The sequence below is a fragment of the Pseudoalteromonas sp. HL-AS1 genome, from assembly GCF_031198785.1.
Taxonomy (GTDB): domain Bacteria; phylum Pseudomonadota; class Gammaproteobacteria; order Enterobacterales; family Alteromonadaceae; genus Pseudoalteromonas; species Pseudoalteromonas distincta.
On the sequence record NZ_CP133569.1, the window covers coordinates 1,302,157 to 1,325,285 of the forward strand.

Annotated in this window: 22 protein-coding genes, 1 pseudogene and 1 other annotated feature; of the genes and pseudogenes, 8 read left to right on the forward strand and 15 right to left on the reverse strand. The window is 38.6% G+C overall.

All coding sequences use genetic code 11. The annotated features are described in order from the left end of the window. Positions 1 to 6 precede the first annotated feature (6 nt). On the forward strand, positions 7 to 1,950 hold the full coding sequence (locus tag RB214_RS06095) for a BRCT domain-containing protein (protein WP_182671355.1): 1,944 nt from the start codon (positions 7 to 9) through the stop codon (positions 1,948 to 1,950). Positions 1,951 to 2,080: 130 nt separating this feature from the next. Here the strand turns inward: RB214_RS06095 and RB214_RS06100 are convergent, their stop codons facing one another. The 6 genes from RB214_RS06100 to RB214_RS06125 form a co-directional block, all read right to left on the reverse strand. Beyond that, positions 2,081 to 3,589: an ISNCY family transposase gene (locus tag RB214_RS06100; RefSeq protein WP_273604792.1), complete on the reverse strand. Its 1,509-nt coding sequence runs from the start codon at positions 3,587 to 3,589 to the stop codon at positions 2,081 to 2,083. A gap of 343 nt (positions 3,590 to 3,932) precedes the next feature. Continuing rightward, on the reverse strand, positions 3,933 to 4,850 hold the full coding sequence (locus RB214_RS06105; RefSeq protein WP_165744481.1) for a DUF2971 domain-containing protein: 918 nt from the start codon (positions 4,848 to 4,850) through the stop codon (positions 3,933 to 3,935). A 159-nt stretch (positions 4,851 to 5,009) separates the two neighbouring features. Further along, a complete protein-coding gene (locus RB214_RS06110; RefSeq protein ID WP_206013321.1) occupies positions 5,010 to 5,402 on the reverse strand; it encodes a hypothetical protein in 393 nt (130 codons plus the stop codon). Positions 5,403 to 5,527: 125 nt separating this feature from the next. Continuing rightward, positions 5,528 to 6,622: a hypothetical protein gene (locus RB214_RS06115; RefSeq protein WP_165744480.1), complete on the reverse strand. Its 1,095-nt coding sequence runs from the start codon at positions 6,620 to 6,622 to the stop codon at positions 5,528 to 5,530. A gap of 607 nt (positions 6,623 to 7,229) precedes the next feature. Continuing rightward, positions 7,230 to 7,904: a hypothetical protein gene (locus RB214_RS06120; RefSeq protein ID WP_013463096.1), complete on the reverse strand. Its 675-nt coding sequence runs from the start codon at positions 7,902 to 7,904 to the stop codon at positions 7,230 to 7,232. A gap of 120 nt (positions 7,905 to 8,024) precedes the next feature. After that, on the reverse strand, positions 8,025 to 8,537 hold the full coding sequence (locus tag RB214_RS06125) for a hypothetical protein (RefSeq protein ID WP_024604506.1): 513 nt from the start codon (positions 8,535 to 8,537) through the stop codon (positions 8,025 to 8,027). Positions 8,538 to 8,622: 85 nt separating this feature from the next. On the opposite strand from RB214_RS06125, the gene RB214_RS06130 reads away from it, so the two are divergent. From RB214_RS06130 to RB214_RS06140, 3 genes are all read left to right on the forward strand, one after another. Then, on the forward strand, positions 8,623 to 9,255 hold the full coding sequence (locus RB214_RS06130; protein WP_263972598.1) for a recombinase family protein: 633 nt from the start codon (positions 8,623 to 8,625) through the stop codon (positions 9,253 to 9,255). A 120-nt stretch (positions 9,256 to 9,375) separates the two neighbouring features. Beyond that, on the forward strand, positions 9,376 to 10,416 hold the full coding sequence (locus RB214_RS06135) for an IS481 family transposase (RefSeq protein WP_138488686.1): 1,041 nt from the start codon (positions 9,376 to 9,378) through the stop codon (positions 10,414 to 10,416). 467 nt (positions 10,417 to 10,883) lie between these two features. After that, positions 10,884 to 11,327, forward strand: coding sequence for a hypothetical protein (locus tag RB214_RS06140; protein WP_024604508.1), 444 nt, complete (start codon positions 10,884 to 10,886; stop codon positions 11,325 to 11,327). A 58-nt stretch (positions 11,328 to 11,385) separates the two neighbouring features. On the opposite strand, the gene RB214_RS20465 is transcribed toward RB214_RS06140, so the two are convergent. From RB214_RS20465 to RB214_RS06175, 8 genes and pseudogenes are all read right to left on the reverse strand, one after another. Continuing rightward, complete coding sequence (locus RB214_RS20465; protein WP_089368985.1) at positions 11,386 to 11,700, reverse strand: DUF4879 domain-containing protein; 315 nt, start codon at positions 11,698 to 11,700, stop codon at positions 11,386 to 11,388. 35 nt (positions 11,701 to 11,735) lie between these two features. Continuing rightward, positions 11,736 to 12,938: an IS256 family transposase gene (locus RB214_RS06145; protein WP_008465246.1), complete on the reverse strand. Its 1,203-nt coding sequence runs from the start codon at positions 12,936 to 12,938 to the stop codon at positions 11,736 to 11,738. Positions 12,939 to 13,063: 125 nt separating this feature from the next. Next, positions 13,064 to 13,783: a hypothetical protein gene (locus RB214_RS06150; protein ID WP_024606314.1), complete on the reverse strand. Its 720-nt coding sequence runs from the start codon at positions 13,781 to 13,783 to the stop codon at positions 13,064 to 13,066. A gap of 106 nt (positions 13,784 to 13,889) precedes the next feature. After that, a complete protein-coding gene (locus RB214_RS06155) occupies positions 13,890 to 14,789 on the reverse strand; it encodes a TniQ family protein (protein WP_050582235.1) in 900 nt (299 codons plus the stop codon). Between the two features lie 169 nt (positions 14,790 to 14,958). Beyond that, a pseudogene (locus RB214_RS06160) lies at positions 14,959 to 15,459 on the reverse strand (IS3 family transposase); the annotation flags it as partial. 68 nt (positions 15,460 to 15,527) lie between these two features. Continuing rightward, complete coding sequence (gene ltrA, locus RB214_RS06165; protein WP_008109360.1) at positions 15,528 to 17,051, reverse strand: group II intron reverse transcriptase/maturase; 1,524 nt, start codon at positions 17,049 to 17,051, stop codon at positions 15,528 to 15,530. A gap of 639 nt (positions 17,052 to 17,690) precedes the next feature. After that, on the reverse strand, positions 17,691 to 18,074 hold the full coding sequence (locus tag RB214_RS06170) for an IS3 family transposase (protein ID WP_225740975.1): 384 nt from the start codon (positions 18,072 to 18,074) through the stop codon (positions 17,691 to 17,693). Beyond that, positions 18,060 to 18,176: a sequence feature (AL1L pseudoknot), on the reverse strand. (Overlaps the previous gene by 15 nt.) Continuing rightward, positions 18,134 to 18,454: a transposase gene (locus RB214_RS06175; protein ID WP_008130909.1), complete on the reverse strand. Its 321-nt coding sequence runs from the start codon at positions 18,452 to 18,454 to the stop codon at positions 18,134 to 18,136. (Overlaps the previous feature by 43 nt.) 173 nt (positions 18,455 to 18,627) lie before the next feature. Here RB214_RS06175 and RB214_RS06180 point away from each other — a divergent pair, with 173 nt between their 5' ends. Both RB214_RS06180 and RB214_RS06185 read left to right on the forward strand, forming a co-directional pair. Further along, entirely contained in the window at positions 18,628 to 19,008 is a 381-nt protein-coding gene (locus RB214_RS06180; protein WP_024606317.1) for a hypothetical protein, read from the forward strand. A 240-nt stretch (positions 19,009 to 19,248) separates the two neighbouring features. After that, entirely contained in the window at positions 19,249 to 19,686 is a 438-nt protein-coding gene (locus RB214_RS06185) for a hypothetical protein (RefSeq protein WP_013463093.1), read from the forward strand. A gap of 43 nt (positions 19,687 to 19,729) precedes the next feature. Here RB214_RS06185 and RB214_RS06190 read toward each other — a convergent pair whose 3' ends face one another. Then, positions 19,730 to 20,302, reverse strand: coding sequence for a YolA family protein (locus RB214_RS06190; protein ID WP_013463092.1), 573 nt, complete (start codon positions 20,300 to 20,302; stop codon positions 19,730 to 19,732). 941 nt (positions 20,303 to 21,243) lie between these two features. On the opposite strand from RB214_RS06190, the gene RB214_RS06195 reads away from it, so the two are divergent. Next, positions 21,244 to 21,840 carry a tyrosine-type recombinase/integrase gene (locus tag RB214_RS06195; RefSeq protein WP_165745021.1) on the forward strand — a complete coding sequence of 199 codons (597 nt, stop codon included), beginning with the start codon at positions 21,244 to 21,246 and terminating at the stop codon, positions 21,838 to 21,840. Between the two features lie 389 nt (positions 21,841 to 22,229). After that, positions 22,230 to 23,084: a hypothetical protein gene (locus RB214_RS06200; protein ID WP_064667424.1), complete on the forward strand. Its 855-nt coding sequence runs from the start codon at positions 22,230 to 22,232 to the stop codon at positions 23,082 to 23,084. Positions 23,085 to 23,129: the final 45 nt, after the last annotated feature.

Sequence of the window (23,129 nt, forward strand, 5' to 3'; positions counted from 1 at the left end):
CTTGTAATGTTAAAAGCCACTTTCAGTAATGAGCAAATAGACACTCTAAAAAAAATAGATAAAGAAATTAAGCCAAATGAGTTAATTAGTCTTTTTGATAAATCAAACTTAGATTCAGATGAATTAGTACAAATCTTAAAAGCATCAAACGCTCTTTATAGAGTAGGTCTTCAAGTCATAACAGATGAACAATATGATTTATATATTTCTATGCTAAGAAGTATTAATCACCTTCACCCATACCTTAATAAAGTTGAACCTGAACCTGAAGCTCTTGCAGAAGCAAAAACAGTAGAATTACCGCAAAGAATGCTTTCAACAGAAAAAGCTTATTCAAAAGAAGATATAGAAAAATGGTTGAAAAGGATCTTGAAAGCGGCTCAAGAAATTAATATTTCAGAAAAAGATATTTATTTAAGAGTAACACCGAAACTTGACGGTTACGCAGCTTTTGATGATGGTCAGAAATTATATACAAGAGGCGATGGTTACAGAGGCCAAGATATCACAAGGGCATTTGATAGAGGGCTAAAAGTTGCAGAAAATGGCGTTCGAGGTTTAGGTCCCGGTGAAATAGTCATTAAGAAGAGTTATTTCGATAGTAAATTGAGTGATATTTTTGAAAACTCAAGAAATATACAAGCAGCTATAATCGCAGAAAAGAAGTTAGACGAAAACGTCCAGAAAGCTATAAAAGATGGTGCATGCGTTTTTTATCCATTCACTTTAATTAAAAACAAAACAGCTCACTTTTCTGAAATCATTGAAAATTTCGAGTCAATAGTTGAAGAAATATGGAAAGCTGTAGATTTTGATATCGATGGTGTCATTCTTGAAACAACTCATGAAGACTTGAAAGAGTATATGGGCGCTACAAGAAAGAGCCATAGGTGGCAAATTGCTTTTAAAGTTAATGAAGATTCTGCTGAAGTAAAAGTGATAAGCATAACACCGCAAACTTCAAGGACTGGTCGCATATCTCCTGTAGCTGAGTTAGTTCCTACAAAATTAAGTGGTGTAACAATTAAGAGGGTTACTGTCCATCATTATAATATGGTTAAAACCAAAAAAATTGGCTCCGGTGCAATAGTTGAAATAGTCAGAAGTGGTCTTGTAATACCAAAAATTGAAAGAGTTATTAAGGAATCTGAGGTTCAACTCCCGGATAATTGCCCTAGTTGCGGCTCGAAGCTCTTGTGGGAGTCAGATCATTTAATTTGTCCTAACAAAAGTGATTGTCCAGCCCAAACCGAAAACACTTTAATACATTTTTTCAAGACGTTAGGTAACAATGATGGTTTTGGGCCTAAAGTTATAGAAAAGATTACTAACTTTGGAATTAAACATATACATGAAATATATCAAATTCCTAAACATAAATTTTTAGCTTTTGGCTTTGGTGATAAGACGTCACAAAACTTAGTAGATCAACTGCAAGCAAGTCGTGAGATTGAAATAGAAGATTGGCGTTTCCTCTCAGCTTTTGGAGTAAGTCGATTAGGTGGTGGGAACTGCGAGAAATTGCTTCAGCATTGTCCTATAGTGGAGCTTTTCGAAATATCAGTCGAGGATATGGTTAAGATAGATGGATTTGCACAACTGAGCGCTGAAGCTATCGTTGAAGGCCTAGCAAACATTAGAGAAGAGTTTTTTAAGGTTTATAATCTTGGCTTTAAATTAAGTGTTACGGCTAAGGAGTCCGATAGAGTAAGTTTAAATTCTCCAATTGCTGGAACCGTTGTTGTTTTTACTGGCTCCATGCAACAAGGTTCTCGTGGAGACATGGAAAAACATGCAAAAACACTCGGAGCAAAAGTAGCTAAGTCTGTTACAGGTAACACGACCTATTTGGTAACGGGCGAAAAGGTTGGTGAAACAAAAATTAATGCCGCAAAAGATAAGGGCGTAGAAGTGTTAACAGAGCAAGAATATCTTAGCTTAATTGGATAAATCAATTATCCCAAAAAATTATATGAAGAAGTGTGATTACCAAGGGATTGTGTCGGTCTAATTACCGAGCGACTTTGTCGTAAATAGCATATCAGCCAGTTGTTAAACTGGCTATGATTTATGCCTATTTTTACAACGCTTGCGACCTTGCAACTCTCAGTGCAGTGGTATTCAAATTGTTTCTTAACCACATGCTACGCACACCGCCTGCGCTAATATCAATACCGAGGGCTTCAGTCAGCTTGATGGCCACTTTCTGTTGACCAAGGTGGGGATGCTCAACGGAGAATTTTACGACTGCATCTTCGATGGCTTTATCTACACAGTTTTTATGTCTTATATCGGGAGTTTCTTGGCGTTTTAAGGCATCAGGACCGCCTTGCTTAACCAGTCTTAAGTGTCGGTGAATAGTGTCTCGTGAGACGCCACTTTGTCGTGAAGCTGCACTGATACTTCCAAGCTTTTCGATTAATGCCAACACCTCTAGTTTCTTTTGTACTGCTAAGTCTTCTGATTCAAGCTTACTTGGCTCATTTACTTCAGATACCTTGAGTTGCCGCCCTGCGAAGTGTGCGGTGAAGCCTTTCTTGCTGGTGTTTCGGATCTCAATTTTCTGATTAGCTATGGAATGTTTTAGCGGTGAATCAATCAAATAGAACTTGTTACCGTAGCTGAAGGTGTGGTCATTGCGGATCTTACGATGGTCTTTAATGACGCAGATATCATCAAGGTTGGTGTGTTTCGATAATGGTGTAAATTCAGGCGCTTGCTTTGATTTCACTTGAATTCTAGACTGCCAGAATTGTGGGATGAATACATGTTTCAGGTATGCATTAGCACTGGCTATATCTTTAATATTGTTAAGCCTTAGCTCAGGTACAAGGCGGTCTTGAAATGTATCAAAGGCACGTTCAACACGGCCTTTACCTTGAGGCGAATTGGCGAAGATAATCTCAATACCCAATTCTTCACATGCACGCTGCATTTGTGAGAAGTTGCAACGCTTAGGGCCGCCGAAGATACCCGCTCTATCCACGTACAGCGTTTTAAACACGCCCTTAGTTTCGATGCAATCTCGCATGACTTTCATACAACCAGCGGTGGTTTCAGATGGGAAGAACTCTGCATGTACTTCACTGGTGGCATCATCAATCATCGCAATCAAACAATGCTTCTTATCGCCAAACCAACGATGGGGACTACCATCCATCTGCATCATTAAGCCCGGCGCTGCCATACGCTCTCTGCGCTTTCGAACATTGCTACGTCTTCGTTTGGCTCGTTTAACGTGATGAATATCATGTGCCCAACCGCGAAGGGTTTCACGCTTAATAACAATGTTCTCATTCGTAGCTAATTGTTCAGCCAAGTGCAACAGATTCAAATCGTAATATTTTTCCTGAATCAATTTTTGAACCGCTTTTTTTATTGATACCGGCGTTTTGTTGGATGGGGCTTTGCCACTGTTACCATGCACAACAAACTGAATACCGACTTTCTGATATCTCTTCACATAGCGTTCTATTGAACGTCTAGACTTACTGAGTAACTTAGCAGCATTGGCAATTGTTATTCTGCCTTCAACCACTTTGGCAATTATATCAACGGTTAGTTGAGCTTTAGAATCCATCACAATCATCCTCAACATGCCTTCTAGTATTCAAAAACAAGAACACTAACAAACATGTAAAAAAGAGACCGACAGTTTCCCTTGGTAATTAGCAATTACGACAGAATTGCTTGGTAATTAAGATACGACAAAGTCGCTTGGTGTTAACAAAATTATATGAAGAAGTCTTAACTTAATCTGTCAGGTTTGATTTTTAGTTTTTGATCAAATCTGACAGTCGCATATGTGCCAGAAGTGGACATTGGCGATGCCTCGTTAAGAGGCGAAAAATTGTTGGCTAAAATATTGGACAAAGAAAGCAGCTATCTGTTTTTGTCCTCTTAAACGACTTATTAGTTTTTGTTTAGCAAAACTATTTCCCTATTTTACCCATAGATTGCATATAGCTTTCCAGTTGCCCCATTGAACTTAACATTCTAAATGGGTTACTTCTAACAGCGTCATCCTTATGAGCTTCTGTTATGCTGCACCAAGGACATAAATCGCCCTTCGCGACTAATGGCTCTTGGCAACTCTCACAAGTATTGGACGCAATTAAAATATCGCTACCAGAGAATGTAAAAACATCATTAGACTCATTTTTCATATACGGCTTCGGATAGCTTTTACCGATGACTAACTCATACCAAGTCAATTCATTTTCTTCAGCTATTTCCTGTGCTAAGCCAACGTTTTCCTTAGGGTATTTTGAACCAATGATAATACCAGTCACCAAATCACAGGGAATATATAAAATATCATTCCCAGCAACTTTCTCTGTAACCTTTCTCATATCAACAAGCCTACATTCTTGCTCATATTTCCAGTCATCGTATTTAGCAAAATACGATTCAACAAAAATATATTCTTGTAAGGCATACGAGTGACGTGGTTTTTTTAAAACAGCAGCCCTTTGAAGGATAGGTTGAAGATGCTCGCTTGGAGCATCTCTATAGGTAACATCCCAAATAGGGTTACCTTTAAAATGTTCCTGCAACTTCTCTAAATCAAACTCTAATACAAAACCTGTATGGTTATTTGCATAATGCGCCCACATAGGGGCAACAATGGGAGACTTAGAAAAACATGTTGTAGGATTTTGTGGAATATCAGAAATAATATCATTATAGAAAGCAAGCTGATCAGCAGGAGTGTTCAAATCCATCCCAAGAAATAGCTCATAGGGATCATTATAATCCTGCGGTAAAGAGCATTTGACACCACAAAAACCTTCTTTTTGAAAAACGAGTTTTATTACATCATTTGAAAAGTATTTATATATTTTTGACATTTAAATCAATCATCCATGTACGAGCCAAACTCACAGCTTTATCTGAGGACACTTTCCCTATCTTAGCGCGAAAACATATTTATATTATTCGCTCATAATACTCCTGAAAATATTACCCCATTTCAGTAACTAAAAAACCGCACTAAACAGGGTTGACCACTAATCTTCGTTGGTTCTGTTCAGCTTCTTGTTAAGCTTTTGGTCATTCTCTTTATTAGCCAAATCAGTTATAAAATTAATGTTTGACGCTATTACGCTATAAATACAAAACAACTGAGCATAGACAAGACAAAGTAACATACTAAGCCCAACAAACGAAAACAGTTCAGGCGCTTTCAAGTACAAGCTTGAATTCACTAAAAATGGTTTCATAGAAATACCTATCAACAGTATCGCCAGTATTACCGCAGAGATAACGATTACACCTACCAGCAATTGCACACGCTTTTTGTCTTCGTCTGGGAAGATAGCTGACGAGCTTGGTTGAATAACTTTACGCATGGCTTGGGGGTAAATATAAGCAATCCAAATCCCCATGATAGTGAAAATCATAGCTGACCCATTTTGCAAAATACTAACTATTGGCGATATATCGTTGTAATTTAGGTCACCTCTGAACAGCCAACTAACGACCCCTATGAAGCAAACTAAAGCCACATGCCAAATAAAGGCCTTCATCATTGGCCAACCGCTTCTTCTTGTTCTTCTTCAATAAAGGCTGACAGTAGCTTGTCACGCGAAAACTCCATCGCTTTAAACAAACGCTCTGCTGTGTAATGCCCTGTATCATCACGACCACCACCTACTAAGTCGTTTACAGATAAAGTGCTTTTAACGACGAAGTTATCTAACCAGACAACACCTGAGTTTTCTTTTTTAAAGCCAATGTTTCGCCAGTCATCACCGTCTGTGTACTCTCGTTCGTAAAGGTCAATCATCTCCTTCAGTTCTCTTACTGTCGGCTTAGCCTCAATATTAACCTCTACCTTTCTATCAGCTCTCGTAACTTGATTTGATACAAAAGGTAGATCTTTGAATAAATTAGTCCAACCGCCTTGCTGTACGACCTGAGCGCTAATCACATCACGCTTAACGAAGTGCGTGATTTTACCTGTCAGATCTTCTAAATCAGATTTAGTAGTTGGCTTCTTAAACTGTTCAGAATAAGCCTGAAACCATAAATTACCTTTCTCGCCTTGCTTAGTCGGAGCAAACGAGATAGAAAGATACTTACCTTTACCGCCTTTGCGCTCTTTCTCTACGACTTTTCTTTGTCTAAAGTCACTATGCAGCTCGACATAGTCACGCATGAATCGGTTCATAATCTCGGTGTCTGCAACAGAATTAGGAAAACGAATAGAGGAGAAAATTTCTAACGACGGAATAAACCAGTAATAAGCGGCCTCTCCCCAAATAACACGGTCGTTACCAACGTTATCGTCAGCATTATAAAGGTTATTGTCTTCTAGCCCAGCATCAGCCTTAATGCCGTATACGCCATTTCCCTGGCCAATTGCACGCCAAAGGACAAGCATGTAATCGCCTGTTTCCTCATCACGCTCTAAAGCCTTTAAATACACTTTTTTACGGTTACTGTAGCCGACTGTTTGGTCATCCCACAGCAGCGTATCTTCTAAAGAGATTCTGTCTTGAAACCATTTTTGTAAGGAGTTGAGCATTACATCCATACTCAAAGGTTCGAAGTAATCATCAGCTCTACGAGCAAAGCCCAATGAATTATATTTGAAAAATGTTACAAGTCCTTCGCTCATAAAAGCTCCTTCTATTTATTGAGAATATAGTAAATCACAAACAATGATTAACTCAAAGTTATTAAATTAAAATGCACTACTTTATAGAGGTGGTTTAGTTAAATCGCATAAAGCTTGTTGAAATTGATTTTTAGCCTTGCTGTTTGATTGAGAACAATCTACAACTCAACTACCACTGCTTGCTGTGTTTTTGGAAATCATTTCAGTCCAAACTCGTAATAAAATGAACGTCTGTTATTCGCTCACAGCTGAACTTCTCAAAAGTGCCAGGAGCAGTCATTAATGATTAACTCGTTTCTGCCCCAAAACGTGTTAAAGCAATTATTCTATAGGTCGGCTTTGAGCGATAACCGGACACTGAAAAAGTTAAATTTATTCCTGTGTTTTAAGTAGAAATCTAATTTTGTCCAATAACATTATTAAACGCCGTTTTGGGGCAAAATAACATGCTTAATTCCTAGCTGTTTTAATTACTTGTTTACAAAGGTAATTATTGGTGAAATTATCAGGGTATGTAATATACGCCGTTTCGGTGTGTTATAAACCACCAAAATGGTGTTCAATAAGCTGTTAGCTGTTAGCTGTTTTGCTATGTTCTAGGCTTTTTTCAAATAAAAACATCGACTTTCTTTTTGTCGGTTAACAATAAAGCAGCCTTTTCTTGATATAAATCAAAAGTATCGTCTGATATAAATTTATCAAACGTATTAATTATTTCTTTCATGTAAGAGGCTCTTACTTGATAAGTCTGACGTTCAGGATATTCTTTAGCAAGTCCATCTAATTTCTCTGAACTATTAGAAAAATACTCCATAACATTAATTTTTTTATCAGGATCTACATCCCCTCCACCATAAGAAAGGATCCTAAGTTTAGACTCTAAACTATTCATATCTTCTCTTTTTTTGGATATTATGGGGTTTCCTGACTTACCTAATCTAACTGGTTCATCACTATCGTATTTTTGTGTGTATTCTCGTTCCATTTCATTCACATTTTTAACAATACTATGAAGTTCTTTTATACTCATATTAGAAAAGTTGAGCTCTTCTTTTTTAAATACTTTTTCATATGCACTTCCCTCAATTAATGATGAATCAAAAGCATTATTGTCTTTTTTTTCTTTAACTTTAGGATCAAGGTGAGTTGTGTTTATATTAATTTTTAAGCCACTTTCGCTTGTTTTAGTAGAAAAGCTTTTTATTTTTTCATCATCACTGTTTGTAAAAATAGATATTTTACTTTCAAATAGAGTAGGTAGTAGATTGGTGCTGATTTTCATAAAAATCCTTTTTCATATGTCGTTTTCTTTTATCGACATAATTTTATAAAACTTAAGCTTTTATTTTAGATTGTTTTCTATTAACGACTCATAGGGCTGAGTCGTTAATAGAAAGTTTAACTAGCCACCAGATCTTACTTCATAAGTAATTCCACCATAAGTAGATCCAGTTGTTGTTTTATTTTCAACTTCCCAATAATAAGTGCCTGCATTAAAGATAGAAGTGGAAACTGCTACGCTATATCCGCCAGCAACTCTATCTCCATTGCTATCAACCAAAGTCACTTTGAAATCATGTCCGTCATAGTTTCTTAAAATTGCAAAACCGTATCTACGGCAATTACCACCATCATAAGTAAAGCTTGCAATAGTTCGAGTCTGCTCCAATTTAAGACTAGTGTATCTAGTGTAAATTGTAGGGCTACAACGTTCATATTCACTGGTTGTTTGCTCATTTTTAGCTGCTTCTTCAAAATCAAGAATAGAATTCAATGATGCAACTTGATCATGTTGCTCTTGTACTTGAATCGAAGATGACTCTGTAACCGAAGTATCAGCACTGATTGCATTGAAAGAAAAACTTGCAGCAGCAACAACAAACATTGTTGCAGGGAGTAAATGTGAATATTTCATAACTTAAAATCCTTTATTGAGTTAGTTTACAAAAAGCTATACTTTATGATAACTATATTTGACTATTATCAAAAGTACTCTCATAATGTTTTTATCAAAACATCTTAAAGTATACGATAAAAAAATGTCAAAAATTGGATACGCGAGAGTAAGCTCAACAGGTCAAAGTTTAGAAGTGCAACTTGATAAGTTAAATCAAGTTGGCTGCGATAAAATTTATCATGAAAAGCAAAGTGGTAAAACAGCGGCTCGACCAGAGTTTCAAAAGTGCATGAATTATCTTCGGGAAGGGGACACTTTTGTTATCACCAGATTAGACCGTCTTGCGCGTTCCGTTATTCACTTATCACAAGTTGCGGAGCGCTTTCAGGCAGAAAATATTGATCTAGTAGTAATTGACCAAGCAATTGATACATCTACTCCCACTGGAAGGTTAATGTTTAACATGTTAGCAGCCATTGCCGAATTTGAAACTGATTTACGCTCTGAGCGGCAACTAGAGGGTATTGCTAAAGCTAAAGAGCACGGCGTTAAATTTGGTCGACCAACAAAAAGAACCGATGAAATAGATTTAGAAATTTATAATAAAAGGAAAGAAGGTGTACCCATTGGTCAATTGGCAAAAGATTATGACTTGGGTTCGGCTACGATTTATAGAATATTGAATGATGTATTTGAAAAAGTATCAACTGAAGCAACAAAATTATCGCTAGGCTAGATCTCATTCATTTGTATTAGTTCAGACAAGATCTGACACATCAACTTGAAAAAGTGAGAGTTACCCGTTTTGATAAAAGGTGTCGAATCTTTAAATCAAAACATATAAGAGGTAACTCTCATGCTACATACTAACAATCCAATTATTAAACACAAAGCGGGTTTACTTAATCTTGCAGAAGAACTTGGCAACGTATCAAGAGCCTGCAAAGTGATGGGCGTATCCCGTGATACATTTTATCGATATCAAGAACTCGTCGAAGACGGTGGACTTGATGCGTTAATTGATAAAAGTCGTAGAGCGCCAAACTTAAAAAATAGAGTTGATGAAGCAACTGAACAAGCCGTCATTAAATACGCTGTCGATTATCCAGCTCATGGCCAACACAGAACGAGTAATGAACTCAGAAAACAAGGCGTATTCGTTTCTGGCAGCGGTGTTCGTTCAATATGGCTACGTCATGACCTAGAGAACTTCAAAAAGCGTCTCAAGGCACTAGAAAATAAAGTTGCTAACGAAGGTATCATTCTCACCGACGCTCAAGTAGCTGCGCTTGAAAAGAAAAAACATGATGACGAAGCGTGTGGTGAAATTGAAACGGCTCACCCAGGTTATCTAGGCTCTCAAGATACATTTTACGTGGGTAATCTCAAAGGCGTTGGGCGTATCTACCAACAAACCTTCGTTGATACATACAGCAAAGTAGCGTTCGCTAAGCTCTACACCACGAAAACGCCAATTACTGCGGCTGACATACTCAACGACAAAGTACTGCCGTACTTCGAACAGTACGAGCTTCCCATGCTACGTATTCTAACCGATAGAGGCACTGAATATTGTGGCAAAGTCGAACATCATGATTACCAGTTATATCTGGCTATTAATGATATCGATCATACAAAAACCAAAGCTATGTCACCGCAAACAAATGGTATCTGCGAACGCTTCCACAAAACGATACTCAATGAATTCTATCAAGTTACATTCCGTAAAAAGCTATATAGCTCATTAGCGGAATTGCAAAAGGATCTGGACGAATGGATGATTTATTACAATAATGACCGAACTCATCAAGGAAAAATATGCTGTGGCAGAACGCCATTAGAAACTTTATTAGATGGAAAATTGATCTGGGCTGAGAAAAATTTAGCTCAAATCTAGACTGACAGTCACCGATTAAAAAACGGGTAACTGTCAGATCAAGTCTGAGCTAGTACAATTCATTCGAGATTTAAATGAATACTTAATTATCCCCTTATTTAATCGGCAATAGTTTGCCGTTATTAAACCATACTATTTCCCATTTGCCGCTTCTGTTGGCTAAAATCACTGACATTTCTACCTCGATGTGTACTTTCGTGCTTATACCACTTTCATTAATTAAGTGATCTATTTTAGGCGGAGGAAAATCATTAAACACAAGGCTTTTTTACATAACTAGCTGTTCTAATAATTAAATAAATAACGCAGTAGTTAGTGGTTTTAACCCATATAAATGATCACTTAGTTTGTGAGATTAGTATTAATACTTCTAAAAAACCTGTTGCAAATAACAGGTTTCGATTTGTTGGCCTGCTACTTGCTCTGATATAAGCATTGTCGTTGCAATATTTAATAAGGGAGCAAATATGCAAATTACTAATACACCGTATGTTAATCATGCTGAGTCAGCCCAACATAGCGCGTTAAGCACAAGAATAAATGATGGACAGGCTACTAACACAACCAAGAAAACCGAAACAGACACCGTTTCAATCAGCTCTGCCGGTCGCAATGCTGAAGCTAAATGGCAAGAAATTGCAAATAAATACGATATGACCAATATTTCTGGAAATGAAGTAATGGGAATGGCTAAAGAGCTTTATGACAATAAGTTAATTTCTAGCGGTCAAATGCTTGATATGTATACACCACCAAGTATTGATTTTAATTTAGATGAAAAAGTTAATTATGTAGCTCACGTGACTAAGGAATTGGAAAGCCTAAAATTACATAGTGACGGGTCAGCTCAAATGAGAAATGCAATTGAAGCTAAGTCTAGAGTGTTTGATATTGTAAAACTTATTGGTTAAATACCCATGTTCGTGTGTCATTGTGAACATGGGTTGTGCTCTAATTCTTGTGTGTTAATTATTGAACGAAAACAGAATCACTCCAAAAACCAAATGGTGATGCTATCGAATTTGCTGAAACATTAACAGTACCACTTATATTTGATGCGCCAAAAAAATCGAATTGATGGAGGAATCCAGTAACTGTTTGGCCTGCACTACAAGTACTTAGGTTTGCTCCACATCTAGGAGTGCTAGATGTGGCAGATACACTAGAACCTGCAAACGTTGCGTTGTTTGTATTACCGTAACCGAACTGAAATACATAAACTCTAACTTGGCCACCGCCATGATTTTGAGTGGTTGAGAACTGATTAGCTGATACAGGGTCTATAGAGGGCGTTCAGAATTCTGTGTCAGCCTAAGTTGCTAAATATCTAGCACACCATCTAACCTACCTTCGAAGTGGATGGCCAATTGCGACAATGTCAGATTCCAATTATGGATTGGCATTGTCCATTTCTTCGAGGCATTCAATATGCCTGCATACAATAATTTCATCAAGCTGTTTTCATTAGGGAATGCTCCCTTAGTCTTGGTGAGTCGTCTAAACTGACGATGTACAGCTTCAATTGCATTTGTGGTATAAATAGCTTTTCGCACGTAATCTGGATACTTGAAGTAAACCGACAGATTGCCCCACTTTCGACGCCAAGACTCGATAACGATAGGGTATAACTTGCCCCATTTGGCATCTAATTCGGCGAGAGCGGCTTCTGCTGCATCTTTAGTGGCTGCCTTATAAACGGGTTTCAAGTCAGCCATAAACTCTTTTTGGTGCTTTGAAGCAACATACTTCATCGAATTACGAATTTGATGAATAACGCACTCCTGCACTTCGGCGTCAGGATAGATTGTTGCTATTGCTTCAGGGAAGCCTTTTAGTCCATCAACACAGGCAATTAAAATATCGGATACACCACGATTATGTAAATCTGTTAATACTGATAGCCAATAGTTAGCCCCTTCACTTTCAGAGATATATAAACCAAGTAACTCTTTGCGGCCCTCGATATTGACACCTAGTACGGTATAAATAGCCTTACTCACGTAGCGCCCATTTTCTTTAATCTTATAATGAATAGCATCAAGCCAGATAAACGGGTAAAGCGTGTCTAAGCTGCGCGCTTGCCATGCTTTAAGCTCTGGTATCAGTTGGTCTGTTACGGCAGTGATGGTGGCCTCTGATACCTCAACGCCATACATATCCTGTATGTGGCCTCGAATATCTCGGTAGCTCATACCTAAAGCAAACATAGATAGGATTTTCTCATCAATTTCAGGCGTTAACTTGGTTTGGTTCTTTTTAACAAGCTGAGGTTCAAACGAACCTGAACGATCTCTGGGCGTTTCAAGTTCGAATTGACCTATGGATGACTTAACTGTTTTTTTGGTTGAACCATTTTTACGGTTAACTTGGGTCTCAGATTCTAAATGCTGCTCTAATTCAGCTTTAAGAGCCGCTTCGGTGAGTTGTTTAATTAATGGTGTTAGAACACCGTCTTCGCCAGTAAGGCCTTTACCAGCTTGAAGTTCAGCTAATGCTTTGTTGAAGTCGAAAGATTGAGTCATGTGTCACTCCTGTTTTCTTAATAATACTGAAATGACACAGATTTCTAAACACTACCTCAGGATTTAATTTCTAGCGAACCTTCATAATTTAAAAGGGCCTCTAAATGAGGCCCTTTCGCAATAAATTACTCTCGTTCTGCATTTCTTCTAAGTTGAGATGAGATATTATCGTTTAACTCAAGCCAACTAAAGTCCTTATTCCAAGCCTGTTTAAAGCTTTCTCCTCCTTGTGAATTATCCAGAATTTCTTTTAAATCAAATATTTTTGAGAAATTATCTTCGTTTACGTCGTAACTTGACCACCCCCTAACTCCCAAGTCAATGTGCTCTAGAAAGCTCGATTTAAACTCGTTAGCTGCGGCCACAAAATCCCCGTTGTCATTTAATTTTTCAGATATCAGACTTTTCTCTTTATCATTAATAGAACCTGTAACTTCTAGCTCACCTGATTGACTGATTGATATCCCCCAGTCTTTATTCGCTAATGATGGTTGTTCGGCCGCTATTTCAGCCACAATATTGTCATACTGAGTAAACATTTTTTCAACAGAGTTGGAAACTTCACCACCCGGCATATAAAGATTCACAGTAGCGATTCGAATATTATTTAACGCTTTTTCTTCTGCTTCCCTTGTTGATACAACATTATTTGTTGATATATTCATTGGCTTATCATAGGTCGCTTTAGGCTCTTTAGGCTGATCATTATGATATATGTCCTTAGCTAGTCGCTCCATTTCACTATTTATTTGTTCTTTACCATTTACAGGTTTATTAATTTTCACTTCTGAACCGTTCGATATAAACTGCGATGCTAGATTAGTATCATTTGAATTAACTTTCATATCATTTTCCTTGTTCGTTATTTATTACTAGTTATCGGCAGGTTATTATCTTACTTTAGTTGTTTCTAATAAGAAAAATTAACTTAATATACATAGATAATAAGCATTACTTAAATCTTAGACTCGGCATATCTTTGTAGAGGTAATGTGGGCGTAGTTTTTTATACTTAATGGCTTCATTTATCTTCCTTGGGTATTTTTCGATTAACCACCATGCGAGCTCTAAAATATAATGCCGCTCAGATAAAGAGCGCTGCTCAAATGCTATTTTTACATCACTTATATGTTGATACGGCATATTTGTTTTGTCACATAAGTATTGTTGTAAATCGGGAGCCAATGAGTGTGAGGCAATAATTCTACAAAGCTGATGCAGTAAATTAAGCCTCTGAGTTTTTACTTGACCTGAATTAACAAAACCACGGTCTAATACCGCTAACTTCCATTTCCACCTTCGATGTACGTTCTGGTGCCAAATATTAACAGGAATAGGAGTGAAATCAGTTAAACTTACCCCGCATTTCCAACACACCGCTAGATCTGGAGCATCTAACTGGTGATATTTTCCAAGCTCTATTCGGTGAAAAGCAACTGCCATTCCACAATGTCTACACCTATCTTCCATGAGTATTAAGTGTTTTGGGCAAAAAGTATAAAAAGCCACTCGCCAAGCAATTCGATAATAAGCGTCTGTACTTTCAGCTAAGCATAGGGGACAATACTGCATGCCAAAACCTGTATGAGTACGATGATATAATTTAAGCGGTGTTATCCAGCGTAGCTGACCTGACAGGCTTGTAGACTCAAATAAACGCCCCTCAAATAGACTTAGCGTTGTTTTCTTTGCTTCCCTAAGTGTTACCCCCGTTTTTACTGACATCTGCTCTAACAACCTTTCAGGCGCTAGCCTATCTATATCCCTATTCCAAAGTTCATAACGCTTATTAAAAGCAAAATGACCAAAGCTTTGTACTTTCAGGCCATTGTGATGTGCAGTTCGCACCATCCATGAAGATAAACACTCCCCTGGTAATGGGTGCGGATGAGCTGGCTATAATTTTCCAGACAACATTTAAATTGCCTTGTCTAACTGACGCTTTCTTTGTGAAGGTGTTACCCAGTTTATTTTATCTAATTGAATCGCCCCGAGTTCATCGGAGACCAGTTTGTTTAAGTCAGGCCACTTTACCTGACTCGTTTAAATTATCATAGTAGTCTGTTTCATATTGAGCTGGTGAAATATACCCAATTGAAGATAATAGGCGTTGATTATTAAACCAATTAACCCACTCTAACGTTGCGTATTCAACAGCATCAACATTCTTCCACGGGCCATTTCTGCGAATAATCTCTGTTTTAAATAATCCATTTATTGTTTCAGCCAATGCATTGTCATAAGAGTCACCCACACTGCCTACAGACGCTTGAATTCCAGCTTCAGCAAGTCGCTCAGTGTATCGTATAGACAAATATTGGCTGCCTCTGTCGCTGTGGTGAATTAACCCTTCGGGGTTGCCACGATGCCAAATAGCTTGCTCTAACGCATCAAGAATAAGCTCTGTGTGCATTGTCGTTGATACACGCCAACCTACAATGTATCGTGAAAAAACATCTATCACGAAAGCGACATAAACAAACCCACTCCATGTGGCAAGTAGAGTAAGAGGCAGAACGTAGTCGAACTATTTTTCTGCCTCTCCTCTCCGAACCGTACGTGCACCTTTCAGCGCATACAGCTCTCCGCTTAATTGTGGCTTACAGCCATTACAACATCGCTGTAGCGAGATGTGACAGTATTTCTCATTTCATCTCTAAGATAAGGGTTTGATTCAGGTAATCGCCAACGGAAGGGCAACTTAGGACTGCTCACCAGTCGATATAGTGAAGCGCTACATAAATTACCTCGATTGCTTTTACCAAATAATACCCAAGTCTTGGCCTGATTTGGCGTCGGTCGTTTTATCCACTTCATCATTAATGACTTAACGGAGCAACGATATTTCCGCGCTAGCCATTTTGCTAATTTCCAGAAAACTATACGATCAATTTTACTGTAAACTTTAGCGGTATAATCAGTATGACGATAAAATTGCGCCCAGCCTTTAAGCTTGCGGCTGAGTTGTTCAACTTTGTCTATCTTGCTACAACTGTGATCACTGGATAAAGCTTGGCTCAAGGAATGAGAAAATGCTTTAGCCTTACCATGTGGAATACCAGACACCACACGCATATTCCCTTTAGGACCACGTTTCCTTATGATCCTATGACCAAGGAAGATAAATCCATCATTCACATGCGTAATATGGGTTTTCTCCATGTTAAGTGTGAGTTTAAGTTTACCTTCAAGAAAATTTCGACACTGATCACGAATGGCTTCTGCTTGTTGTTTGTTACCTTTGACAATCACAAGAAAGTCATCGGCATAACGACAATAAGCAACCCCAGGTTTCCATTGTCTATTTTCCTCTAGTGCAATGGTACGCTTATCTTGGATTGTACGATTCCAGTACCAGCGATCTTTACGTGCTTTCTTGCTCAAGTAGCATTTATCCAAATACTGATCAAATTCGTTGAGCATGATATTTGACAATAATGGAGAAATGACACCACCTTGTGGTACGCCTTCGCTTGTTGCACAGAATAGATTACGTTCAATATGTCCTGCTTTGATGAACCGCCAGAGCAATTCATTAAATCGTCGACAATTGATACGCTTACGCACACATGTCATCAGTAATTGATGGTGGACTGTATCAAAATAACTTGATAAATCCCCTTCAATTACCCAGCGCCCACGTGGTTCACTTGAGCCTGTCATTTGTAACTTAACAGTTCTAATGGCGTGATGGACACTGCGTTCAGGTCTAAAACCATAGGATAGTGAATGAAAATCATTTTCCCATATCGGCTCCATTGCCATGAGCATGGCACGTTGCACTATTCTGTCTCTTAAGGTGGGTATGCCTAAAGGGCGTTGCTTTCCATTCGCTTTAGGAATATAAATTCGTCTGGCAGGCATTGGTTGATAATTACCCGAGAGTAAATCATTTCTGATCCCATCTAAGTAATCAGTCAGCTTATCCTGTAAGTGAATTTTAGTTATTCCATCAACGCCAGGTGTTTTGGCACCTTTTGAAGAAAGCGTTACTTCAGCCGCTTGGCAAAGCCATTGTGGGTGACTGATAAGGCGCAGTAATCGATTAACGCGACGCGCTTTATCTGTTGCTGTCCATGTTGCTAATTTACGTTGCAGTTCGCTGATTATCACAGGTCTTCACCTCATTAAGGTCAGGTAATTTGCTTGCGCAAATCAATTAAACTGCGCCCCTTCGCCATGTAATGGGCTTTCCCCATCTCAGACTACTACGAACGCTCCGCCAGCTTGTTTGTCATCGGGGTCGTGCTCCCTTAGCATTCAAACAAACCTTCCCCGGTTTACCTATCTGAACTCGAACATATTGGGGTGGATGCCGATCGCAGTCTTTAACCTTATCGTGCTGTAAGGTGATAATACTTAAACGCTGAATTGTGATTTAGCGTTTATCCATTGATAAATACCTACGTGTGATTTATCAAGTCGGCAATAATACTCATACATTTAGTATTATTGCAGCATCATATTGCCTGTTAATTCGTGTAGGCAATGGCGACGTTTCAGCCCATAGATGCGGGTTAATCGGTTCATGTACTTCATCCGTCCAATACTTAGTCTAGAAGAGCATCTTGGCGTAACGAATTCGCCTCACTCCCCGTTGTCAGCGAGTTCCATCACCTTATCAGCATACGATAAGTCACTGCCGCTCAGACTCAACTATCTGCACAACCAGATAGTGCCATAAACAATTTGGCTCCTACCGTATTGCTCATGTATTTCAGATAGACTCGTGGTTCATTAAAGCATTCCTTGCTAGTGCTGAACTCCGGGCACACCATAGGTGATGTCAGCTACCCAAAGTTGATTTGGCTGCTCAGCAGTAAATTGACGATTAACTAAATCAAGTGGCTTATCTTGTTGCTCGTCAGGTATCGTTGTCTTATGTGCTTTACCCCGACGAACACCTTGAATTCCCATAACTCGCATCAATCGTTCGACTGTACAGCGGGCGACTTGATGGTCGTCAAGCTGTAGCTGCTTCCATATTTTTCTTGCACCATAAACTGACATATTATCCTCCCACACTTCGCGAATGAGTATTATCAGCTCAGCATCACGCTTTTTGCGGTTAGACAGTCGCTCAGGCTCTCTTTGTATCTGTTTATGAGAATAATACGTTGATGGTGCAATCGGCAATTCCTTGCAAATTGACTCGACACCGTAATGCTCTCTGCAAGCATCAATAAAATCCACTATTACTTCTGTTTGCGGTCGAGCTCCGCTTGGGCGAAAAAAGCGGCAGCTTGCCTCAGGATATCATTCGTTCGCTTGAGCTCTTTATTCTCGCGCTCTAAGACGGCAAGGCGTTCTTCAGTTGATTGCGTATTAGAAGAGGGTTTAGACGGTTGAGCTTGAGATTTCTTGACCCATGCTCTAAGTGTTTCTGGGGTACATCCCAGTTTATCTGAAATCGATACTAGCGCAGCCCAAAGAGAAGGGTATTCATGCTGTTGTGTGGTAACAAGCCTAATTGCACGTTCACGAAATTCTGATGTATAGCGATTTGATTTTTTCATAGTTCCAGTTTCTCAAGTTATTGAGTCTCTGGCAAACACGGGGCGATTCATTCGACAGCGTGCCTATTATCTCATTTTGTCATACACAGTTTTCATCTAAAATAACCTGTTGCGCCTTTAAAAATAGGCGTATACGCTTTGTTTACACCCGTATACATCAGAGGTATTTTAGAATGGCTATTCTAAGCATCCGAATTGACGATAAATTAAAAGAGTCTTTAAGTAGTGAGGCGCAAAAGGAAGGTATTTCTTTATCTGAATATGTGAAGAAATCACTGGAAATTAAGAGCGTTGATACTCATATACTAGCAACAGAGAAAAACTTAAAAAGCTCTGTTGATAGTATTAAAGATTTAGCGCTCGTCTCTCAGGAGACTGTACACGAAGTTGAACTAAATATTCAGCGGCTAAATGAATCGCTTAAAAATGCAAATCACTTAAAAGAAATCAAAAAATTGAAATGGATATTGATTTCTATATCCCTCATCTTTGTATCAATCTCGATCCCAATATTTCACTTTAATATTGCTTATTTCAAAACCTTCTTTTATTAGGCTTTATCCTGAATAATTTAAGGCCTATGAGCCAAGCCTATTAGTAAATATTCCAGTTACCGGAAAGCCTTTGCCGTCCAACACCTCTGTATTAAGCTTTTCACTTTACGATGAATTACCTTCAACAACTTAATTTAAATAAACTTTTTAAAGGCGTTTTCAAAAGACTATAAGTGTATAATTATGGCGCAGGTTTTGCAGTTAATATCACTCATACGATCATACTAAGGAAAAGAACCTATGCGAGTTGATGCAAACGTACATTATTTTAATGGGAACCAGCGTACCAAGCCTTCAACAGAGGCCTCAACGTCATTTTCGGCTGCATTAACAGCAGCACAAACAGACAATGATAAGACTGACAGCAGCACAAAACAGGCGGATTTCACTAGTATGACCCGGCAAGAAATGCGGGACTGGGCCAACACTCAAATCCGCAATGGAGAAATGTCTCTCGATGACGGCAGGCCTTTCATGGCTATGACTATGAAAATACCCGTAAATGGAGGCGAACTGGCAGGTGCACACAGTGATGAAACACGATATAACTTCATTCAAAAAACGCGTGATGGCATCCAAGGCGCACTGTCACGCAATGACGAGACTACTTTGAAGATGTTAGAATCAGCTATGTCTATCATGCAAGACAAAAGTACTGGTGTTAACATTCGTATTTAGAAATATAAAAAGGCCAGAATGTCTGGCCTACATCATTAATAAATCAAAGAATACTGATCTGGACTGACATAGTATTCCATGGCGAATTAGTCGAAGTATTTTGGTATTTGAATAATCCGTTTTGATGACCATCGACATTGTATTCATTGAGGAAACCCACGACAGTTTGCCCAGCGGTACAAGGCCATGTGTAATTACTACCAGTCACACAAACAGGCGTACTTGAGTACATTGTGGAACTCGGAAGTAACCCACCGTTCATCCAAGCAATATGATTATAACCATAACCAATTTCTAAAACAGCAGTACGCAGCTGCTCTCCCCCATGATCACATGCAGTTGTTGTCATACCAACAGTGGACTCCCACCCACAATCAGTTGAACCAACAGCATATACCCACATTGAAGATAGCGGCGGAGCTGATGCTCGAGCCATTAATTCAGACTCCATGCGGATGTTTTTGATTTCGGCAGGAGCTGGAGCATTCTGACTAGTGAGTACAGGAAGGGAGGTAATTACTTGTTGACTGCGCGGAACTTCCTCAGCATAACTCATATTACTTACACCAGTTGCTATGACTACAGATAGCAGGCAATTAATTAAATTTATTTTCATAGTCCTTGAATTTCCCTTTTAATATCAATTGAAAGGTATTTATAGTTCACGCCTTTAGCATTGTCAAAAAATGAAAACATAATGATAAATAATTAATTTTTATATTTGTTAACTGATAGCAGAAAATCAAACACAAGACCTTCATCCAACAACTGAGTTTCACCGGTGAAACTTTAATTTTAGCGGCTAAAATAATGGGGTATCACACTTTGACCTGCAATACCCCCTACCTAACAATTAACCTATTAAACTTATAACCAATTGGGCTACAGAAATTAGGGAAATTAAATTAATAGAAAACCTTCCTTCTACTTTCACTTTATAATGAATATCTATTTTCATTCGCGTGCTCATTAATATTGATAGTGCCCCAACCGCAGTGTAATCTTAAATTGCCGTAAAAGATTGGCGGTTAGAACGTGGCATCCATGCCATTTTACTATCGTTGATTTTCAACCAGGCCTCGTGCCTGGTTACCTTCATTTTTTATGTTTCTTTGATACTAACAAAATTTTTTAACTATCTGCGGCGCTGAAAAAATTAACCTGTCGCCTTAGTTCCGCTTAATCATAATTTAACGCATAGCACTTTTACGAATAAGCAAAAGGTGAGTATTTATTAAAATAATTGCCGGTGTATCTACCATTTCACATTAAAAACAGGTGCGGCGGCACTCTAGGTTACACTGTCGTATTAACCTAGAGGCCTTGCCATGTAAGCGCTAATAACGAATTGCACACGGGAAAGTTACACGCGTGATGTGAACGGTACTTTTGAACGGACTCGATAAAGTTATTGAATAAACAGGTCTGATAAACACAGCCGTACGTATTGCTATCTGTGCGTTGCTAATTTAGAAAAGTCCCTGACACGTTTCTGTCCAAATCCTAATCAGTAATACATCCACTATCCTCATAGTGACTTTTAAATAGGAGGTCACTATGAAACCAGAACTAAACCACAATGCTACTGGTGTGAAACGTCCTTTCAAGCTTGAAGAGATTTGGCGTATTCGCACTCGAATTGAAATTCAAAACAACTTGATGCAATTAGCTTTACTTAATTTGGCTATAGATAGCAAGCTAAGATCATGTGACTTACTCTCTTTAAAAGTTCGAGACGTCACTACTCTCGATCAAGTATTTGAAAGGGTTCAATTAACGCAGAAGAAAACTGGGATCGAAGTTCAATTTGAGATAACTCCGAAAACACAACAAAGTATTATCCATTGGATTCAAGAAGTTAAATTGCAACCCAGTGATTATTTGTTTCGGAGTATACGTCGCTCTAATCAACCAATAAGCTATTCATATTACAGGTCTATCATCAGGAGCTGGGCTGAGCAATTAGGACTTGATTCTGACCTTTATGGAACTCACTCAATGCGAAGAACCAAAGCGACTTTGGTTTATGCTCGAACCAAAAATATACGTGCCGTTCAGTTACTACTTGGTCATACAAAAATTGATAACACCATCAGATATTTGGGAATAGAGATTGAAGACGCCATAAAAATATCGAGAGAAACCGATTGTTGATTTAGCGCAGGCAGTGTTCTTATGCTGCCTTTGCCCCATTATCATTTAACGTAAATACTTTATAGGTCGATTTTGAGCGAACTACGGAAATTACCTAAAGCAGAACAAGTGATCTGCTAGGTAGTTGCTTGAAATCAATTATTAATTGCTAATCTAGCCAAATTTAGGTGTAATGAATACATAAAAAGCGCTGAGCAATGCAGGGAAAGCTTAAATTACACTAGCTAAGCTGATTAAATTAGCTAGGAAAGTGAGAGCCACCAAAAAGCAAATTCCCATAGCATAAACAACACCAACTCTGACACACCGAGCAGGTAGCGGCTCAGTCCAACAAGCGATTATGCAATACAAAATGCGTGTCGCATAAATACTAAAATGTTAGGCTGTAAATGGAATACATCGTGCCACCAGATAATTATGCAAGCTTCATCGGTACTGTTGCACTTATAGTGTCGATTCTGTGCTTATTTATCACTTTTTTGCTGAAGCAAAGAAGCCATGCGACTAAGTTGTTTTCTATTATGCTTGTAGCATCGCTAGCTTTCTTTTCTTCTCATTGGGCTACATATTTTGCCGCTATCTTTATAGTTGCAACTGCTGTTACTGAGCTGGAATTTTTACAGAACTTGGCGGCCATAATCAGAAAAGATGAGAATTATTTCAAATACAAGAAAGAAGCTCTAAGTAAGGCTGAGAATATTCGCCGGAAAGCTGAGGAAGCAATAGAAGAAGAATACACCTCGGAGCAGCCGTCAGAAACGGAAGAATCTACAATCACAAAAATTGACCTTTCAAAATTACAAGAGCTTTCTAATACATCAAGGATGAAGTTGTCATTTGAAGTTGAGGAAAAAGCCCTCAGTTACCTGTCAAAGGAATATGGGCGCATTGAAAGAGGCGTGCGCTTTAGAAAGGGCAATCAATCAGTTGAATTCGATGGGGTTGTTACAAATGGACGAGATAAAGCAGACACTATTTTTGAGGTCAAGTGGACCCGAAATCCTGATCATGCTTTTATGTTTATTAATCAATCCATCCGACGGTCTAACGATCAAGTGAATTCTTACTCCTCAATTACTGGTAAAAAGCCCACCTTTAATTTGGTTGTTGTTACAAATACTAAAACCAGTATTGGCACAGATCGTTGGGAGAAATTAAGGGAAAGGGCAGAAGAAGTTGGTGTAAACCTAATCAATTTGAGCCTAAAAGAGATAGGGTTCGAGGTTACACATGAAATCGCCTAACAAAGCCATTAAACTCGCTCTCTACGGTCGCCGGACGCGATGAGG

Bases quoted from the DNA above. Each gene is read 5' to 3' on its own strand.
- RB214_RS06095 (WP_182671355.1), top strand. From the start codon at position 7: ATGTTAAAAGCCACTTTCAGTAATGAGCAAATAGACACTCTAAAAAAA.
- RB214_RS06100 (WP_273604792.1), bottom strand. From the start codon at position 3,589: ATGATTGTGATGGATTCTAAAGCTCAACTAACCGTTGATATAATTGCC.
- RB214_RS06105 (WP_165744481.1), bottom strand. From the start codon at position 4,850: ATGTCAAAAATATATAAATACTTTTCAAATGATGTAATAAAACTCGTT.
- RB214_RS06110 (WP_206013321.1), bottom strand. From the start codon at position 5,402: ATGATTTTCACTATCATGGGGATTTGGATTGCTTATATTTACCCCCAA.
- RB214_RS06115 (WP_165744480.1), bottom strand. From the start codon at position 6,622: ATGAGCGAAGGACTTGTAACATTTTTCAAATATAATTCATTGGGCTTT.
- RB214_RS06120 (WP_013463096.1), bottom strand. From the start codon at position 7,904: ATGAAAATCAGCACCAATCTACTACCTACTCTATTTGAAAGTAAAATA.
- RB214_RS06125 (WP_024604506.1), bottom strand. From the start codon at position 8,537: ATGAAATATTCACATTTACTCCCTGCAACAATGTTTGTTGTTGCTGCT.
- RB214_RS06130 (WP_263972598.1), top strand. From the start codon at position 8,623: ATGTTTTTATCAAAACATCTTAAAGTATACGATAAAAAAATGTCAAAA.
- RB214_RS06135 (WP_138488686.1), top strand. From the start codon at position 9,376: ATGCTACATACTAACAATCCAATTATTAAACACAAAGCGGGTTTACTT.
- RB214_RS06140 (WP_024604508.1), top strand. From the start codon at position 10,884: ATGCAAATTACTAATACACCGTATGTTAATCATGCTGAGTCAGCCCAA.
- RB214_RS06145 (WP_008465246.1), bottom strand. From the start codon at position 12,938: ATGACTCAATCTTTCGACTTCAACAAAGCATTAGCTGAACTTCAAGCT.
- RB214_RS06150 (WP_024606314.1), bottom strand. From the start codon at position 13,783: ATGAAAGTTAATTCAAATGATACTAATCTAGCATCGCAGTTTATATCG.
- RB214_RS06155 (WP_050582235.1), bottom strand. From the start codon at position 14,789: ATGGTGCGAACTGCACATCACAATGGCCTGAAAGTACAAAGCTTTGGT.
- RB214_RS06175 (WP_008130909.1), bottom strand. From the start codon at position 18,454: ATGAAAAAATCAAATCGCTATACATCAGAATTTCGTGAACGTGCAATT.
- RB214_RS06180 (WP_024606317.1), top strand. From the start codon at position 18,628: ATGGCTATTCTAAGCATCCGAATTGACGATAAATTAAAAGAGTCTTTA.
- RB214_RS06185 (WP_013463093.1), top strand. From the start codon at position 19,249: ATGCGAGTTGATGCAAACGTACATTATTTTAATGGGAACCAGCGTACC.
- RB214_RS06190 (WP_013463092.1), bottom strand. From the start codon at position 20,302: ATGAAAATAAATTTAATTAATTGCCTGCTATCTGTAGTCATAGCAACT.
- RB214_RS06195 (WP_165745021.1), top strand. From the start codon at position 21,244: ATGAAACCAGAACTAAACCACAATGCTACTGGTGTGAAACGTCCTTTC.
- RB214_RS06200 (WP_064667424.1), top strand. From the start codon at position 22,230: ATGGAATACATCGTGCCACCAGATAATTATGCAAGCTTCATCGGTACT.